A 16,920-nucleotide genomic window follows, 5' to 3' on the forward strand; every position below is an offset into this window, starting at 1 on the left:
TCAGATCCGCTGCGCACCCCAGCGTGGGCAAGCCCACACGCCACACGTGCAAAGCCATGCCAAAAATAAAAATAATGAGGAGCGTCCATGGACAACGTTAAACGTTGCTTTCGTTTCAAGCATTGCGCCCTGTTTCTGGCGTTATGCAGCACAAGCGTAATGGTCGAAAGGGTCGAGGCCATGCAAATGGACCTTGGTGATTCCGACTGGAAACTGCGTTGGGACAACACCATCAAGTACAGCCAGGCCTGGCGCCTGCAGGGGCAGGACAGCCGATTGGTCAACGCGCCGACCGCCAACGGCCTGTATCCCTCGATCCAGAGTCAGGGCGATAAAAACTTCAGCAGTGGCCTGGTCTCCAATCGTCTGGACCTGTTATCCGAAATGGACCTCAGCCGGCAAAATTATGGCCTGCGCGTGAGCGGCGCAGCCTGGTACGACGATATCTACAACCAGGACACCGACAGCAGCGAGCAAACGCATTTCCTCAGCGAAACCCGCAAGCTCCACGGTCGCGACGCGGAAATTCTCGACGCCTTCGTGTTCCTGCGCGGTGACCTCGGCGAAAACTCCCAGGGCGTGATGCGTCTGGGCCGACACAGCCTGATCTACGGCGAAAGCTTGTTCTACGGTGGCAACGGTATCGCCAATGCCCAGGGCCCGACCGATGTGGTCAAGTTGCTCAGCGTGCCGGGGACCCAGTTCAAGGAGATCCTGCGTCCGGTCAACCAGATCTCCGGGCAGTTGCAGATCAACCCGCAGTTGTCGGTGGGCGCTTACTACCAGTTCGAGTGGGAACGTTCCAATGTGCCCGGCGCCGGCAGCTACCTGAGCGATGTCGATGCCATCGGTTATGGCAGCGGTTCACTGCGCGAAGTGTTCGGCAACGACACGATGAATGGCGGCGATTTGAAACCGCGAAACTCGGGGCAGGGCGGCATGCAGATTCGCTTCAAGCCAACCGGCACCGAGCTGGAGCTGGGTTTCTACGCTGCGCAGTATCACGACAAAACCCCGACCGGCCTGTACGCCTACCTCGACGGCACGGCTGCGGCCGCCACCGGGTTGCCGATCCTGAGTTCTTATCGTCAGGTCTACGCCGAAGACATCAAGACTGCCGGCGTCAGCTTCTCCACCGCTTATGGACCGTTCAACTTTGCCGGTGAAACCTCCGTGCGCTGGAACGCGCCGCTGGTGAGCAATCTGCAAGTGGTGACCCCTGGCATGGAAGCCGATGGCGGCGATAACTCACTGTTTTCCAGGGGCAAAACCGCTCACGCCAACCTGTCGGCGATTTACCTGTTATCGCCAACCGCATTTTGGGATGGCGGCTCGGCACTGGCCGAGCTGGCCTGGAACCGCACCCTGAGCGTGACCGAGAACGCCGCCGCGCTGGATGCCAACACCACCCGCGATGCCACGGCGCTGCGGGTATTGATGGAGCCTGCGTACTTCCAGATCGTTGACGGGATCGACCTGACCGTGCCAATCGGCATGGGTGTGGTACTCGATGGGCGCTCTTCGGCGGTCAACAAATCGGGCTTCGGCAATACCCATTCCGGCGACTGGAGTGTCGGGCTCAAGGCCACCTACCTACAGCGCTGGGATGTCGGCCTCAACTACGTGAACTTCTTCGGTGCCCCGAAAGCCGGGCTGCGCGAGGACGGCAATTTCAGTTACGGGCAGTCGTTGGCCGACCGCGACTTCGTCTCGCTCTACGTGAAAACCTCATTCTAATAAGGTGGATTCGCCATGCAGAACAAAGCATTTCTCAACACTTGCGTCCTCACCCTGACCCTTGCCGGCATGAGTCTGGCGCAGGCGGTCGTGTCGCCTGAGCAGGCTGCACGTTTGAAGACTGAACTGACACCCCTTGGTGGCGAGCGCGCCGGCAACGCCGATGGCAGCATCCCGGCCTGGCAGGGCGGTTATACCAAGGTCGCGCCTGGCTACAAGCCAGGTGACAAACGTCCCGATCCATTTGCCGGTGAAAAACCGCTGTATTCGATCAAGGCCTCGAACATGGAGCAGTACGCCAATGTACTGGCCGAAGGCACCAAACTGCTGCTGAAGAAATACCCGGACTATCGCCTGGACGTCTACCCGACCCATCGCTCGGCGGCAGCCCCGCAATGGGTGTATGACAACACCGGCAAGAATGCCACCCGCGCCACGCTGGACGTGGCGAGCGAGAAAGTCACCGGCGCCTATGGCGGCATTCCGTTCCCGATCCCGGAAAACGGTACGCAAGTGCTGTGGAACTATCGATTGTCCTGGCAGGGCGGCGACACCATCAGCTCGCCTTTCGATACCTGGCTGATGACTGCCGGCGGCAAGAAAGTCCAAGCGACCCGAGCCCAGTACACCTACCAGTTTCCCTACTACGTCGAAGGCGGCAGCCTGGAAAACTTTTCCGGCAAGTACCTGGTGGGCAAGCTGCTGACCGAGTTGCCATCGTCCAAGGCCGGCGAAGGCTTGATGACCCATTGGGACCTGGACCCGGCCAACCGTGCGGCCTGGCAGTATCTGGTCGGCCAGCGCCGAGTGCGTCGGGCGCCGAACATCGCTTACGACACCCCGGACTTCGTGACCTCGGGGGTCGGTCTGTTCGACGAAGCGTTCATGCTGTTCGGGCCTACCGATCGCTATGACCTCAAGCTGATGGGCAAGAAAGAACTGATCGTCGCCTACAACAATAACCGCGCCGCCCTGGCCAAGAGCGACGACCTGGTCAAACAGAACTTCCTCAATCCTGACCTGGTGCGTTGGGAGAAGCATCGGGTCTGGGTGGTCGAGGCCACGCTCAAATCCGGCAAGCGCCATGTGGTGCCGCGTCGGACTTACTACATCGACGAAGACTCCTGGCAGATCCTGATGGCCGACGGGTATGACGCCCAGGGCAAGCTCGGACGGCAGATGTATTCGCTGACGCTGCTGGCGCCGGACCTGCCGGCCCTCACCGCGCAGGTCATGTGGGGCAGCTACAACCTCGACACCGGCGCCTACTTCCTCAACTCCTCGAGCAACGATCTGGCAGTCCAGTACCAGAAGGTCGCGAAACCTTCGGCTTCCTATTTCACGCCGGATGCCATGGCCAACGAAAACATGCGTTGAACCTGAGGAGGCCGCGGCGGGTGAGGGTGCGCGCTGCGGTCGCCTGTGACTTTGCGAGTGGGATAAAGACATGATGGGGCAAAAACGCTATGCAGGCTTCGGCCTGCGCCGGGGCGCCTGCGTCCTGGCATTGGGTTTGATGGCATGTGTGTGCAGCGCCCAGGCGAGCACGTTTACAGTACTGCAGAAGCCGGCACTGCCGACTGCCAAGGCCCAGCGCGCGGCATTGCTCGGGCTGACCCGGGCCGGCGATCGTCTGGTGGCGGTCGGCGAGCGCGGGATCGTGCTGCTCTCGGATGACGCTGGAATCAATTGGCGCCAGGCCAGTGTGCCGGTCAGCGTCAGCCTGACGGCGGTGCAATTCGTCGATGCCGAGCAGGGTTGGGCGGTCGGTCATCTGGGCGTGGTGTTGCACACCGAGGACGGCGGTGAAACCTGGAACAAGCAACTCGACGGTGAGCTTGCCGGCGCACTGGCGGTGCAGGCCGCTGAGCGCGATGCCAATCAACCGGGCGGCGCCGGCAACCTGGCGCATGCCCGGCATATGCTCGACGACGGACCGGATAAACCGTTTCTCGACCTGTACTTCAGTGACCGCCTGCACGGCTACGTCGTTGGCGCCTACAACCAGATCTACCGTACCGACGACGGCGGGCGAAACTGGCAGCCGTGGATGCAGCATGTGGACAATCCGCAGGGCCTGAACCTGTATGGCATCCGCGTCTCGGGCAACGATCTGCTGCTGGTGGGGGAGCGCGGTTTGTTGTTGCGTTCGACCGATGCCGGGCATTCATTTCAGGCCTTGAAGTCACCTTATGAAGGCAGCTTTTTCGGCTTGCTCGGCACTCGCGGCGGCGCCTTGATTGCCTATGGTTTGCGCGGTAACGCCTGGTGGTCCGATGACCGTGGCGGCAGTTGGCGACGCCTCGACACCGGCATTGAATCAACACTGGCGAGCGCCATCGAACTGCGCGATGGCAGCCTGCTGTTGGCCAGCCAGGGCGGCGAACTTTTATTCAGCCATGACCAGGGTCTTAGCTTCGACAAACGTCAGAGCCGCAGCGGCGGGACTGTCGCGGCCGTGCAACAGGCGGCCGACGGCAGCCTGGCCAGCGTCGGTTTGAGCGGTGTGGCCGCTGACCAGGATCCACGAGCCTCTGGCAAACCTTGAAACTTCACGGTGTAGCGCTATCGGGCCACGGCCCGTGCAACAGGAGTCAGACTTGAAAGACGACAAAACCCAAACCGTGATCGGCCGCCTGGAAGAGTTTGACCAGGCGTCGGGCAACTTCGCCGAGCGGGCGATCTTCAACCATCGACCGCTGGTGATCCTGCTGTGTCTGCTGGTGACGCTGGTGCTCGGCTGGCAAGCCACGCGCATCGGCATCAATGCCAGTTATGAGAAGACCATTCCCACGGGGCATCCCTATGTCGCCAACTTCCTGCAGAATCGCAGTGAGTTGAGCGGCCTGGGCAACTCGCTGCGGATCGCCGTGGAGGTCAAACAGGGCGGAATTTTCACCAAGGACTACCTCGACACCCTGGCCAGGCTCAACGACGAGCTCTATCTGCTGCCGGGTGTCGACCGGCCGTACATGAAATCGTTATGGACCCCGACCACGCGCTGGACCGCCGTGACCGAGGAGGGGCTCGATGGCGGTACTGTGATCCCCGACGACTACGATGGCTCGGCGGCCAGTATCGAACAGGTGCGGACCAACGTCGCGCGTTCCGGTGAGGTCGGTCAATTGGTGGCCGGCAACTTCAAGTCCAGCGTGATCTTCGTACCGTTGCTGGACATCAGTCCGCAGACCGGCAAGGCCCTGGACTACGGTGAGTTTTCCCAGCAACTGGAAGCCCTGCGGGACAAGTACCAGAGCGACGACCTGCGAATTCATATCACCGGTTTCACCAAGATCGTCGGCGACCTGATCGAGGGGCTGACTCAGGTCTTATTGTTCTTCGTGATGGCGGTGTTGGTGACTGTTTTGGTGCTGTTTGGCTACACCCGTTGCGCGCGCAGCACTCTGGTGGTGGTGACGTGTTCGCTGGTGGCGGTACTCTGGCAGCTGGGTCTGCTGGCCATCCTCGGTTATGAGTTGGACCCCTACTCGGCGTTGGTGCCGTTTCTGGTGTTCGCCATTGGCATGAGCCATGGCGCGCAGAAGATGAACGGCATCATGCAGGACGTCGGTCGCGGCACCCACCGGGTGGTGGCCGCGCGTTATACCTTCCGCCGACTGTTCGCTGCCGGCATGACCGCGTTGCTCTGTGATGCGGTGGGCTTCGCGGTGTTGCTGCTGATCAATATCCGGGTGATTCAGGATCTGGCGATCACCGCCAGCCTCGGCGTGGCGGTGCTGATTTTCACCAACCTGATTCTGCTGCCAATCCTGCTCAGCTATATCGGTGTCAGCCCGGCAGCGGCGCAACGTAGCCTGAGTTCGGAAACCTCCGAGCTGCAGGCGCAGATCAAGCATCCGTTGTGGCGCGTGCTCGATTTGTTCACCCAACGGCGCTGGGCCATGGGCGCCATGCTGGGCGGCCTGCTGCTGGCAGCGTTCGGTTTTGCCGTGAGTCTGCACCTGAAGATCGGCGATCTCGATCCCGGTGCTCCGGAGTTGCGGGCTGACTCGCGCTACAACCGCGACGCGCTGTTCATGACCCAAAACTATGCGGCCAGCTCGGATATTTTCGTGGTCATGATCAAGACTCCGGAAGATCAGTGCACTCGCTACGCGAGCCTGTCGGCAGTGGATGCGTTGGCCTGGCGACTGGAGCAATTGCCCGGCGTGGAGTCGACCACCTCGATGGCGGCGCTGAGTAAAATCGCCACGGCCGGTTACAACGAAGGCAACTTCAAATGGTATGAGCTGATCCCCAATGACGGTGCGCTGGGCGCCGTGCAAACCCGTGCACCGCGGGAGCTGTTCAATCAGGGCTGCTCGATGTTGTCGCTGTACGTTTACCTGGCCGATCACAAGGCCGATACCCTGAATCGGCTGGTGGAGGCCAGCGAGAAATTCATCAGCGAGCATCAGGTGCCAGAGGTCAAATTCATGCTGGCCGCCGGCAGCGCCGGGATCGAAGCCGCGACCAATATCGTGGTGAAAAAATCCATGCGCGAGATGCTGTTCTGGGTCTACGGCGCGGTCAGCCTGTTATGCCTGCTGACCTTCCGCAGCTGGCGCGCAACCCTTTGCGCGATGCTGCCGCTGATGCTCACCTCGATTCTGTGCGAGGCGCTGATGGTGGGGCTGGGCATGGGGGTAAAAGTCGCGACACTGCCGGTAATCGCACTGGGCGTGGGCATTGGCATCGACTACGCGCTCTATGTCTTGAGTGTGATTCTGGCTCGAATGCGTGCCGGCGACACCCTGGCTCAGGCGTATTACCAGGCGCTGCTGTTCACCGGCAAAGTAGTGTTGCTGACCGGCATGACGCTGGCGGTCGCAGTGTCGACCTGGGCGTTCTCACCGATCAAGTTCCAGGCCGACATGGGGATTCTGCTGGCTTTCATGTTCATGGTGAACATGCTCGGTGCCTTGATCCTGTTGCCTGCCTTGGCCTGGTTGCTGCTGCCGCAGAAGGTCTTCGCAAAAAAGCCTGAAGCGAGCCGGCATGGGTTGTTGGTCAAGGAGGGCTGAGGGCTCGGCAGCTGCTACAAGGAGTGCACCCCGGTCAGGGTTTGTCCGCGACCGGGTTTGCCGGGTTGAGCTGCGGCTCGGTCGAACGGGCAATCACGCTGATGATCGCCAGTGCGGCAATCAGCAACCCGGGCGAGGTCGCCAGCAATACCCCGGTGGTGCCGGCCCCGGCCGCCAGAATCTGCCCCGCGGCCAACGGCCCGGCCACCGATCCGAGGCGACCGATGGCCACCGCCGCGCCGACGCCGGTGGCCCGCACCGAGGTCGGGTACGACGGCGGTGCCAGGGCGTAAAGTACCAGCTGCGCGGCCATCACAAACAACCCGGCGGAAAAACCGGCGATGGCCATGGGGACGATGCCCACCGACAGGCCGACCCCGGCCAGCGCCGCCAGTAACCCGGCGTATACAAACATCACCACCTTGATGCCGTTACAGCGGTCCAGCAGCAGCCCGCCGAGCAGGGAACCGAGGGCGCCGCCGATGTTGAACAGCATCTGCACCAGGCCCGCCTGGGGTTTGCTGAATCCCTGTTCCAGCAGCAGTGATGGCAGCCAGTTGAGCAACATATACATCACGGTCAGGGTGAAGAAGTAACTCAGCCACAACGCCAGGGTGACGCGAGCCCGGCCTTCGCCGAACAGTGCCTGGCCGGTTGAAGCGCGCGCCACATTGACGCTGCCTTGTTGCTGGCGAAAGGCGCCGGACTCGGGCAGCAGCAGGACCATCAGCGGCACCACCAGCAAGGGCACGAGACCACCGATGATGAAGGTCGTCTGCCAATGCTCGGCGAACAGCATGGCGACCACCGCCGCCAGCGCGCCGCCCAGCGGCACGCCGGCATACATGATGCTGATCGCAGTTCCACGACGTTGCTCACCCACGGCTTCGGCACACAGGGCGATCAGGTTGGGCAGGGCGGCGCCCAGGCCCAGACCGGTCATGAAACGCGCCAGCAGCAGGCTGGAGAGCGTGCTGACGTAGGCAGTGCTGAGCGAGAACACGCCGAACAGCAGCACGGCGCCGATGAGGATTTTTTTGCGGCCGATGCGATCGGCGATCCAGCCGCCGAAGAAGGCGCCCGGCAGCAAACCGATGATGCCGGCGCTGAATACCCAGCCCATCAGTTTCGGGTCCAAGGCAAAGGTCTGGCGCAGGCCAGCAGCGGCAGTGCCGGCGGCTTGCAGGTCGAAGCCTTCGATCAGTGCAACGATAAAACTCAGGGCGATGGTCAGCGTCGTGCGACGTGATGGGGTGTCCATGGCGAACCTCATTATTGTTTTTGTTGGGGCTGACGGGTGAACGCGAGCCTGATTGCAGCAGGCGATAACAGGCTGAAATTAAGATTAACAAAGATAACTAAAAAATGAACAGTCAAGGTTTTCGGCTTAAAAATGTAATTAATTTCATTTAAATCAATGTGATGTCATACAGATGAGGATGAATTTTAAAAATAGATAATAATATTAATGTTCGGTTATCGGTCATTGTGGGTTGACGCCACCCTCAGGCGTTTCCATTCTCTGACCGGAGATCCTTGGGGCAACCCCCGACGATCCCGTTCAAAAAACAACAACAATAAGTGGACATCGAACATGCCAAATCTCCCTCGGGGCGCCCTTGCGGCGACCTCAGTCTTACCTGTTCGCGCACGTCGTCTGGCCCTGTTGGGTTTGAGTGTGATTGCCACTCCGGCGCTGGCCGAAGGCTTTATCGATGACAGTCACGGCACCTTGACCCTGCGCAATTACTACCTGGATCGGGACTACAAGGACGACGGTGCGAAAACCGCAGCCCGGGAGTGGGCCCAGGGTTTCATCATGAATGTGGAATCGGGATTTACCCCGGGGACCGTCGGCTTCGGCCTCGACACCCGCGGCTTGATGGGGGTCAAGCTGGACTCGTCGCCGGACCGCAGCGGCACTGAGTTGCTGCCGGTGTCCGCCAGTGACAAGCGCGCGGCGGACGAGTATTCGCGCCTGGCCATGACCGCCAAGATGCGTTTTGCCCAGACCACAGTGAAGACCGGTGATGTATCGATTTTTCTGCCGTTCGCTTTCGCCAGCCCGTCACGGCTACTGCCGCAGACGTTTCGCGGTACCACCCTCAGTTCCAAGGACATCGACGGACTGACCTTCAACACCGGCTACATCGATCGCATCAACAAGCGTGATTCCACTAACTACCAGCCGATGAGCATCGCCTCCCCGAACCGGCGTTTCAACGGCGCGGCGACCTCATCGCACATGGCCTATGTTGGCGGCGATTATCAGGTGAACAAGGACCTCAGTCTGCGTGCCTATCATGCCGGAGTGGCGGACTTGTACCAGCAGAACACCCTGGCCTTGCTGCACAATCTGCAGGTGGGCGAGGGCACGCTGACCACCGATCTGCGCAGTTTTTTCAGCGACGAAGATGGCAGCGCCAAGGCCGGCAAGGTGGACAACCGCAACTTGTCGGCGCTGTTCGGCTATCGCTTCGGCGGTCATCGCCTGAGCCTGGGCTATATGCACGCCAGTGGCGACACAGCAACGCCTTATGTGTCGGGCACCGAGTTGATGGGCATGAGTGAGCTGACCATGAGTTCGGACTTCCTCAATGCCAAGGAGCGGACTTGGCAGGCGATGTACGACTATGACTTTGCCGCCGCCGGGGTGCCCGGGCTGAAGAGCCGGCTACGTTATGTGCGCGGTGACCATATCGAGCTGACGGCGCTGAATGCCGACGATCGCAAGGAGCGAGAATTCCAGATGGAGCTGGGGTATGTAATCCAGAGCGGTCCGCTTAAGAACGTCGGGCTGATGGCGCGCAAGTCGATCTATCGCAATGACTTCCCCGCTGGCGCAGCGTTTCGCGATGAAAACCAGACCCGCTTTCTGGTGCTCTACACCGTGCCGATCTGGTAAGTCGTTTTACCTGCCAAGTAGCCGGCCGTTCCCCAGGAACGCGCCGGCGTTGGCGTTTCAGGCCTGGTAGACCTTTTTTAATAGCCTGAGCAGTTCTTCGCGTTCCTGGCTGTCGAGGTTGGACGTTGCATCCAGGTCGCTCTCGGCCGCGATCAGTTTCAGCTCCTTGAGCAGGGCTTCACCGGTCTTGCTGAGAAAAATCCCGTAGGAGCGCTTGTCTGGTTTGCAGCGCACCCGCACCGCCAGTGCCCGGCTTTCCAGTTTGTTCAGCAGCGGCACCACTTGCGGTGGCTCGATGGTCAAGGCCTTGGCCAGGTCGGCCTGCATCAGCCCGGGATTCTGGTCGATGATCGCCAGGGCCGAGAACTGCGCCGGTCGCAAGTCATGGACCGAGAGCCGGCCAATGAGGTTCTGGAACAGTTTCAGCTGCGCCCGGCGCATGGCGTAACCGATCAGATCGTCCAGGGCGGAATCCAGCGGCGCCTGGGTTTCGGCGCTGTCGGCAGGGGCCTCGGGGGCGGCGGCAATCTTGGAAGACTTGGCCATTGCAGGGTGAATCCTCAGGCTGGCGGTTAAGAAGACTATCTAGTTTGCCGAGATTGGTCGGGGATAGCCACGACCTCTTTCAGATATCTGGGCGTTGCGCTTGTTTTCGGGACAAAAAATATTCGGTTAATTTCATTAATAGTTAATTGACATAACTAATATTGGGGTTTAGTTTTTACCCATCGTCAAGCCAAGAACAAGAGAGCATCGCCATGAGCAATTACGAAGGTCGCTGGACAACGGTCAAAGTGGAAATCGAGGAAGGCATTGCCTGGGTCATCCTCAACCGCCCGGAAAAACGCAACGCCATGAGCCCGACCCTGAACCGCGAGATGATCGACGTTCTGGAAACCCTGGAGCAGGATCCAGACGCCGGTGTACTGGTGCTGACGGGGGCGGGTGAAGCCTGGACCGCGGGCATGGACCTCAAGGAATACTTCCGCGAAGTGGACGCCGGTCCGGAAATTCTTCAGGAAAAAATCCGCCGCGAAGCCTCTCAATGGCAATGGAAACTGCTGCGCATGTACGCCAAGCCGACCATCGCCATGGTCAACGGCTGGTGCTTCGGTGGCGGTTTCAGCCCGCTGGTGGCCTGCGATTTGGCGATCTGCGCCGATGAAGCGACTTTCGGCCTCTCGGAAATCAACTGGGGCATCCCACCAGGCAACCTGGTGAGCAAAGCCATGGCCGACACCGTGGGCCATCGTCAGTCGCTGTACTACATCATGACCGGCAAGACCTTCGGCGGGCAGAAAGCCGCCGAGATGGGCCTGGTCAACGAAAGCGTACCCTTGGCGCAACTGCGTGAAGTGACGATCGAGCTGGCGCGTAACCTGCTGGAAAAAAACCCGGTGGTGCTGCGGGCGGCCAAGCACGGCTTCAAGCGTTGCCGCGAACTCACTTGGGAGCAGAACGAAGACTACCTGTACGCCAAGCTCGATCAGTCGCGCCTGCTGGATACCGAAGGTGGCCGCGAGCAGGGCATGAAGCAGTTCCTCGACGACAAGAGCATCAAGCCCGGTTTGCAGGCTTACAAACGCTGAACCCCGCGTTGAGATCTAGGCGAGCTAGCTGGGCGATCGAGCGTCCGCCAGCTGTTCGCCCCGGCGCCCAGGCGCTACTGTGAGCCCCCACGAACGTATTCCCGATAAAGACAATAAAGAGGAATCACCATGCTGGACGTGCCCCTGCTGATCGGCGGCCAGTCGTGCCCCGCCCGAGACGGACGAACCTTCGAACGGCGTAATCCGGTGACCGGCGAAGTCGTGTCACGGGTTGCCGCCGCCACCCTGGAAGATGCCGACGCCGCGGTGGCTGCGGCCAAAGCGGCATTCCCCGCCTGGGCGGCCCTGGCCCCCAATGAACGACGCACCCGGTTGTTGCGTGCGGCCGAGCAGTTGCAGGCCCGCAGCGCGGAATTCATCGCGGCAGCCGGCGAGACCGGTGCCATGGCCAACTGGTACGGTTTCAATGTGCATCTGGCGTCGAACATGCTGCGTGAAGCGGCATCCATGACCACCCAGATCACCGGCGAAGTCATTCCCTCCGATGTACCCGGCAGCTTCGCCATGGCCCTGCGTCAACCGTGCGGCGTGGTGCTGGGCATCGCGCCCTGGAACGCCCCAGTCATCCTCGCTACCCGCGCTATCGCCATGCCGTTGGCCTGCGGCAACACCGTGGTGCTCAAGGCGTCGGAATTGAGCCCGGCGGTGCACCGGCTGATCGGCCAGGTGTTGCAGGACGCCGGCCTCGGTGACGGCGTGGTGAACGTCATCAGCAACGCGCCCCAGGATGCCGCGGCGATTGTCGAGCGGTTGATCGCCAACCCGGCGGTGCGACGGGTCAACTTCACCGGCTCGACCCATGTCGGGCGCATCGTTGGTGAATTGTCGGCGCGTCATCTCAAACCGGCGTTGTTGGAACTGGGCGGCAAGGCGCCGTTCCTGGTGCTGGAGGATGCCGACCTGGATGCAGCTGTGGAGGCCGCAGCCTTCGGTGCCTTCTTCAATCAGGGGCAGATTTGCATGTCCACCGAGCGCCTGATCGTCGATGCCAAGGTGGCCGATGCCTTTGTCGCCAAACTGGCGGCGAAGATCGCCACCTTGCCCGCCGGTAACCCCAACGCCGAAGGTTCGGTGCTGGGTTCCCTGGTGGACAGCAACGCTGGCGAACGGATCAAACTGCTGATCGACGATGCCCTCGACAAGGGTGCAACCCTGGTCACCGGAGGCCAGCTTGCGGGCAGCATTCTGCAGCCGACGTTGCTCGATGGCGTCACCGATGCCATGCGCCTGTACCGCGAAGAATCCTTTGGCCCGGTGGCGGTGGTGTTGCGCGGCGAGGGCGATGAAGCACTGCTGCGCCTGGCCAACGATTCCGAGTTCGGTCTGTCGGCGGCGATTTTCAGCCGCGACACCAGCCGCGCTCTGGCCCTGGCCCAGCGGGTCGAGTCGGGCATCTGCCATATCAACGGCCCGACCGTGCACGACGAGGCGCAGATGCCCTTCGGCGGGGTCAAGTCCAGCGGCTATGGCAGTTTTGGCGGCAAGGCGTCTATCGAGCATTTCACCCAGTTACGCTGGGTGACCTTGCAGAACGGCCCGCGGCACTACCCGATCTGAGCATCCGCCGCACCGTCGGGCAAGCGAACGCTTGAGAACAATCGTTGCCCGTGTGCAGGCAGACATAACAATAAAGAGGCTGCAGCCACTGGCTGCCATGCCCCGGTTGAACGCATTTCTGCGAGCCGGTGGCGTGCCTTGATGGAGAGCAAGCACGTGAGTTCCGAATTCAGATCGACACGCCAGATCGAAGCCAACGCGCCGCGCTATCGCCAGGTGTCCATCGGTCATCCTGCGGTCGAGGTCAGCGAAGAGCAGGGCATCCTGTATATGCGCTCCCTGGAACCCTTGGCCAGGTTGCCTGTACGTTTGCTGGATCGCCTGGTGCATTGGGCCCATGTGCGCCCGCAACAGACCTTTATCGCTGCTCGCCAGAACGGCGGCGACTGGCGCCGGGTGAGTTACGCCGAGATGCTGACCAGCGTCCGCGCCATTGCCCAACGCCTGCTCAGTTATGGGCTTTCGGCCGAACGACCGCTGGCGATCCTCTCGGGCAACGACATCGAGCATTTACAGATTGCCTTGGGCGCGATGTATGCCGGGATTCCTTACTGCCCGGTTTCTCCTGCCTATTCGCTGTTGTCCCAGGATTTCGCCAAGCTGCGGCATGTCTGCAATCTGCTGCAACCGGGCCTGGTGTTCGTCAGCGACGCTGCGGCCTATCAGCGGGCGATCGATGCGGTGCTGCCGGCCGAAACGCCGCTGATCACCGTGCGCGGTCAAATTCCTGGCCGCAATCAGGCGAGCTTTGCCAGCCTGCTGGAACAACCCGGCAGCGCCGAGGCCGATTGCGCTTTCGCGGCTACCGGGCCGGACAGCATCGCCAAGTTCCTGTTTACCTCAGGCTCCACCAAATTGCCCAAGGCAGTGATCACCACCCAGCGCATGCTCTGCGCCAACCAGCAGATGTTGTTGCAGACTTTTCCGGTGTTCGGCGAAGAACCCCCGGTGCTGGTGGACTGGCTGCCGTGGAATCACACCTTCGGCGGCAGCCACAACGTCGGGATCGTGCTGTACAACGGCGGCACTTTTTATCTGGACGACGGCAAGCCGACCGTCCAGGGGTTTGCTGAAACACTGCGCAACCTCAAGGAAATATCGCCCACCGCGTACCTCACCGTGCCCAAAGGCTGGGAAGAACTGGTCAACGCGCTGGAACAGGATAGCGAGTTGCGTGAACGTTTCTTCTCGCGCATCAAGCTGTTCTTTTTCGCCGCCGCCGGTTTGTCCCAACGCGTTTGGGATCGCCTGGACCGGGTCGCCGAACAGCATTGTGGCGAACGCATTCGCATGATGGCCGGGCTCGGCATGACTGAGGCGGCACCGTCCTGCACGTTCACCACCGGGCCATTGTCCATGGCCGGCTACATCGGCCTGCCGGCACCCGGTTGCGAAGTGCGGCTGGTGCCGGTGGACGGCAAGCTGGAGGGGCGTTTTCGCGGGCCGCACATCATGCCGGGTTACTGGCGTGCGCCACAGCAGACCGCCGAAGTGTTCGACGAGCAGGGCTTCTACTGTTCCGGCGACGCGCTGAAACTGGCTGACGCCCGTGATCCGCAACTGGGACTGATGTTCGACGGGCGCATTGCCGAGGACTTCAAACTCAGTTCCGGCGTGTTTGTCAGCGTCGGCCCGTTGCGCAATCGCGCGGTGCTCGAAGGTTCGCCCTATGTTCAGGACTTGGTGGTAGCCGCGCCGGACCGTGAGTGCCTGGGTGCGCTGGTCTTTCCCCGTCTTTACGAATGCCGACGTCTGGCCGGTTTGAGTGTCCACGCCAGCGATGCCGAGGTTCTGGCCAGCGCGCCGGTGCGTCAGTGGTTCAGCGATTGGCTGCAACAGCTCAACCGCGACGCCACCGGGAATGCCAGCCGCCTGGAATGGATCGCGCTGCTTGACGAGCCCGCCTCCATCGACCGCGGTGAAATCACCGACAAGGGCTCGATCAATCAGCGCGCTGTGTTGCAGTGGCGCGCCGACAAGGTCGAGGCGCTGTATCGCGGCGAAGAACCTTCCATCCTGCGTGCCGGACCTCTGCCGTGAGCGGTGCGGGGCAGTATTCGAGCTTTGGCGATGTAGCCATTTTCGAAGCACTGCGCACGCCTTGGGTCGATCTCGGCGGGGCCTTGGCCCAGGTTTCGCCGATCGACCTGGGGATCAAGGTCGGGCGCGAGGTGCTGGCCCGCGCCGCTATCGATCCATCTTTGGTCGATAGCGTGTTGGCCGGCTCCATGGCTCAGGCCAGTTTTGATGCTTACCTGCTGCCTCGGCATATCGGCCTTTACAGTGGCGTGCCGCAAGAGACTCCGGCACTGGGTGTGCAGCGCATCTGCGCCACCGGTTTCGAACTCTTGCGGCAGGCCGCGAGGCAGCTGGATGACGGCGTGCAGTTGGCCCTGTGCGTGGCGGCCGAATCCATGTCGCGCAACCCGATTGCCGCCTATACCCACCGCAGCGGTTTCCGGCTCGGTGCGGGCGTGGAATTCAAGGACTTTCTCTGGGAAGCCCTCTACGACCCGGCCCCGGGCGTAGACATGATCACCACCGCCGACAACCTGGCCCGGCGGCACGGCCTGAGCCGCGAAGAGGTGGATCGCTATGCCCTCGACAGCCATCAACTCGCGCTGCAGGCCCAGGCCGATGGCTGGTTTGAACCGGAACTGGTGGCGCTCGGCAATGAGCGCTTCGAACTGGCCAGCTATCAGCCACGGAGTATCCAGTTGCCACGGGGCGTGGACCGCGTCACGCGTGATAGCCACCCGCGACCCACCGATCTGGACGCCTTGAGCCGATTGCGGGCGGTGCATGCCGGCGGTGTGCAAACGGCCGGCAACAGTTGCGCGGTGGTCGATGGCGCGGCGGCCGCGCTGGTGGGGCGAGCTTCTGCGGCGCGGCGTCCGGTGTTGGCTCATTTGCTGGCCAGTTCCGTGGTGGGCGTGGCACCGGAATTCATGGGGATAGGGCCTGCGCCAGCCATCCAGCTGCTTCTGCAACGCAGCGGTTTGGCCCTTGGTGACATCGGCTTGCTGGAAATCAATGAGGCCCAGGCCGCTCAGGTATTGGCTGTGGCCCAGGCGCTTGAACTGGACGGTGATCGGCTCAACCGGCGGGGCGGCTCGATTGCTTTGGGACATCCTTTGGCCGCCACGGGTTTGCGCCTGGTGCTGACCCTGGCCAGGCAATTGCGTGAGGGCAATCTGCGCTATGGCATCGCCGCCGCGTGTGTCGGTGGCGGGCAGGGCATGGCTCTGCTGATCGAAAACCCGGCGTATCAAGGCTGAAGCAGAACCCCGAGGTCTTTGCTGCAGTCAGCCCAATCCTTGCGTCACTGTCTTGCGTTACTATGCAGACCCACCTTTCTGGAAGTTGCCTGGATGAGTAAGCCCGGTCAAACGGTGCTGGTCGCATTGCGCAAGATGATCGCCTCGGGCGAGCTGGCGGCGGGCGAGCGGTTGATGGAAATCCCCACGGCGGAGCTGTTTGGCGTCTCGCGGATGCCGGTGCGCATGGCGTTCCGCACGCTGGAGCAGGAAGGTTTGCTGGTGCGCTTTGGCGGGCGTGGGTTTCAGGTGCGTTCGGTCAGCCCCGATGACGTTGCCGGTGCGGTCGAAGTGCGGGGCGTACTCGAAGGCCTGGCAGCGCGTCAGACCGCCGAGCGCGGGCTCTCGGACGAAGCCCGGGCGACCCTCGAACAGTGCCTGATGGAGGGTGATCAGCTGTTCGACAAAGGGTACGTGACGATAGAAGACCTAGAGGTCTATCACGACCTCAACATGCGTTTTCACGAGGTGATCGTCGAAGGCAGCCACAACCCGGCGATCGCCGACGCCTTGGCACGCAACGATCATTTACCCTTCGCTTCGGTGACCGCCCTGGCCGTGGACCGCAACGACATGGTCCGGGAGTACCGACGCTTCAACTATGCCCACATGCAACACCATTCGGTGTTCGATGCCTTGGTCAATCGCCAGGGCGCGCGTGCCGAAGCGATCATGCGCGAACACGCCAACGCCACGTTGCGCTATGCCGAGGTCTTCGGCTCAGCGAAGGCTGACGAGCGGATGAAGGTCATTCTCCGCTCGGAATGAGC

12 protein-coding genes are annotated in these 16,920 nt (G+C 61.7%); 10 read left to right on the plus strand and 2 right to left on the minus strand.

All coding sequences use genetic code 11. The annotated features are described in order from the left end of the window. The first annotated feature begins 87 nt into the window (after positions 1 to 87). The 4 genes from ACZ9BB_RS07185 to ACZ9BB_RS07200 all read left to right on the plus strand — a co-directional run bounded on the left by ACZ9BB_RS07185 (position 88) and on the right by ACZ9BB_RS07200 (position 6,761). A complete protein-coding gene (locus ACZ9BB_RS07185) occupies positions 88 to 1,737 on the plus strand; it encodes a DUF1302 domain-containing protein (protein ID WP_476213149.1) in 1,650 nt (549 codons plus the stop codon). Positions 1,738 to 1,752: 15 nt separating this feature from the next. Beyond that, a complete protein-coding gene (locus ACZ9BB_RS07190; RefSeq protein ID WP_476213150.1) occupies positions 1,753 to 3,114 on the plus strand; it encodes a DUF1329 domain-containing protein in 1,362 nt (453 codons plus the stop codon). Positions 3,115 to 3,184: 70 nt separating this feature from the next. Beyond that, complete coding sequence (locus ACZ9BB_RS07195) at positions 3,185 to 4,285, plus strand: WD40/YVTN/BNR-like repeat-containing protein (protein WP_476213151.1); 1,101 nt, start codon at positions 3,185 to 3,187, stop codon at positions 4,283 to 4,285. Positions 4,286 to 4,337: 52 nt separating this feature from the next. After that, on the plus strand, positions 4,338 to 6,761 hold the full coding sequence (locus tag ACZ9BB_RS07200) for an efflux RND transporter permease subunit (RefSeq protein WP_476213152.1): 2,424 nt from the start codon (positions 4,338 to 4,340) through the stop codon (positions 6,759 to 6,761). Positions 6,762 to 6,795: 34 nt separating this feature from the next. On the opposite strand, the gene mhpT is transcribed toward ACZ9BB_RS07200, so the two are convergent. Then, the gene (gene mhpT, locus ACZ9BB_RS07205) at positions 6,796 to 8,022 is read right to left on the minus strand and encodes a 3-(3-hydroxy-phenyl)propionate transporter MhpT (protein ID WP_476213153.1); all 1,227 of its coding nucleotides are present in this window, start codon (positions 8,020 to 8,022) and stop codon (positions 6,796 to 6,798) included. A 333-nt stretch (positions 8,023 to 8,355) separates the two neighbouring features. Between mhpT and ACZ9BB_RS07210 the strand changes: the two genes are divergently transcribed. After that, complete coding sequence (locus ACZ9BB_RS07210; protein ID WP_476213154.1) at positions 8,356 to 9,666, plus strand: OprD family porin; 1,311 nt, start codon at positions 8,356 to 8,358, stop codon at positions 9,664 to 9,666. A 57-nt stretch (positions 9,667 to 9,723) separates the two neighbouring features. Here ACZ9BB_RS07210 and ACZ9BB_RS07215 read toward each other — a convergent pair whose 3' ends face one another. Further along, on the minus strand, positions 9,724 to 10,212 hold the full coding sequence (locus tag ACZ9BB_RS07215) for a MarR family winged helix-turn-helix transcriptional regulator (RefSeq protein ID WP_095631958.1): 489 nt from the start codon (positions 10,210 to 10,212) through the stop codon (positions 9,724 to 9,726). Between the two features lie 212 nt (positions 10,213 to 10,424). Here ACZ9BB_RS07215 and ACZ9BB_RS07220 point away from each other — a divergent pair, with 212 nt between their 5' ends. The 5 genes from ACZ9BB_RS07220 (at position 10,425) to ACZ9BB_RS07240 (ending at position 16,918) form a co-directional block, all read left to right on the plus strand. Next, positions 10,425 to 11,255, plus strand: a complete 831-nt coding sequence (locus ACZ9BB_RS07220) for a p-hydroxycinnamoyl CoA hydratase/lyase (protein ID WP_007895816.1) — start codon at positions 10,425 to 10,427, stop codon at positions 11,253 to 11,255. 129 nt (positions 11,256 to 11,384) lie between these two features. Next, the gene (locus tag ACZ9BB_RS07225; protein ID WP_476213155.1) at positions 11,385 to 12,833 is read left to right on the plus strand and encodes an aldehyde dehydrogenase; all 1,449 of its coding nucleotides are present in this window, start codon (positions 11,385 to 11,387) and stop codon (positions 12,831 to 12,833) included. Positions 12,834 to 12,989: 156 nt separating this feature from the next. After that, the gene (locus tag ACZ9BB_RS07230) at positions 12,990 to 14,873 is read left to right on the plus strand and encodes a feruloyl-CoA synthase (RefSeq protein ID WP_476213156.1); all 1,884 of its coding nucleotides are present in this window, start codon (positions 12,990 to 12,992) and stop codon (positions 14,871 to 14,873) included. Continuing rightward, positions 14,870 to 16,111, plus strand: a complete 1,242-nt coding sequence (locus tag ACZ9BB_RS07235) for a thiolase family protein (RefSeq protein ID WP_476213157.1) — start codon at positions 14,870 to 14,872, stop codon at positions 16,109 to 16,111. Before ACZ9BB_RS07230 ends, ACZ9BB_RS07235 begins: the two co-directional genes overlap by 4 nt. A 93-nt stretch (positions 16,112 to 16,204) precedes the next feature. Further along, positions 16,205 to 16,918: a GntR family transcriptional regulator gene (locus ACZ9BB_RS07240; protein WP_476213158.1), complete on the plus strand. Its 714-nt coding sequence runs from the start codon at positions 16,205 to 16,207 to the stop codon at positions 16,916 to 16,918. Positions 16,919 to 16,920 lie beyond the last annotated feature (2 nt).

The sequence above is a fragment of the Pseudomonas sp. TE3552 genome (genome assembly GCF_056278945.1).

Excerpts from the sequence above, each read along its gene's own strand:
- ACZ9BB_RS07185 (WP_476213149.1), top strand. The coding sequence starts at position 88 with ATGGACAACGTTAAACGTTGCTTTCGTTTCAAGCATTGCGCCCTGTTT.
- ACZ9BB_RS07190 (WP_476213150.1), top strand. The coding sequence starts at position 1,753 with ATGCAGAACAAAGCATTTCTCAACACTTGCGTCCTCACCCTGACCCTT.
- ACZ9BB_RS07195 (WP_476213151.1), top strand. The coding sequence starts at position 3,185 with ATGATGGGGCAAAAACGCTATGCAGGCTTCGGCCTGCGCCGGGGCGCC.
- mhpT (WP_476213153.1), bottom strand. The coding sequence starts at position 8,022 with ATGGACACCCCATCACGTCGCACGACGCTGACCATCGCCCTGAGTTTT.
- ACZ9BB_RS07210 (WP_476213154.1), top strand. The coding sequence starts at position 8,356 with ATGCCAAATCTCCCTCGGGGCGCCCTTGCGGCGACCTCAGTCTTACCT.
- ACZ9BB_RS07215 (WP_095631958.1), bottom strand. The coding sequence starts at position 10,212 with ATGGCCAAGTCTTCCAAGATTGCCGCCGCCCCCGAGGCCCCTGCCGAC.
- ACZ9BB_RS07220 (WP_007895816.1), top strand. The coding sequence starts at position 10,425 with ATGAGCAATTACGAAGGTCGCTGGACAACGGTCAAAGTGGAAATCGAG.
- ACZ9BB_RS07225 (WP_476213155.1), top strand. The coding sequence starts at position 11,385 with ATGCTGGACGTGCCCCTGCTGATCGGCGGCCAGTCGTGCCCCGCCCGA.
- ACZ9BB_RS07240 (WP_476213158.1), top strand. The coding sequence starts at position 16,205 with ATGAGTAAGCCCGGTCAAACGGTGCTGGTCGCATTGCGCAAGATGATC.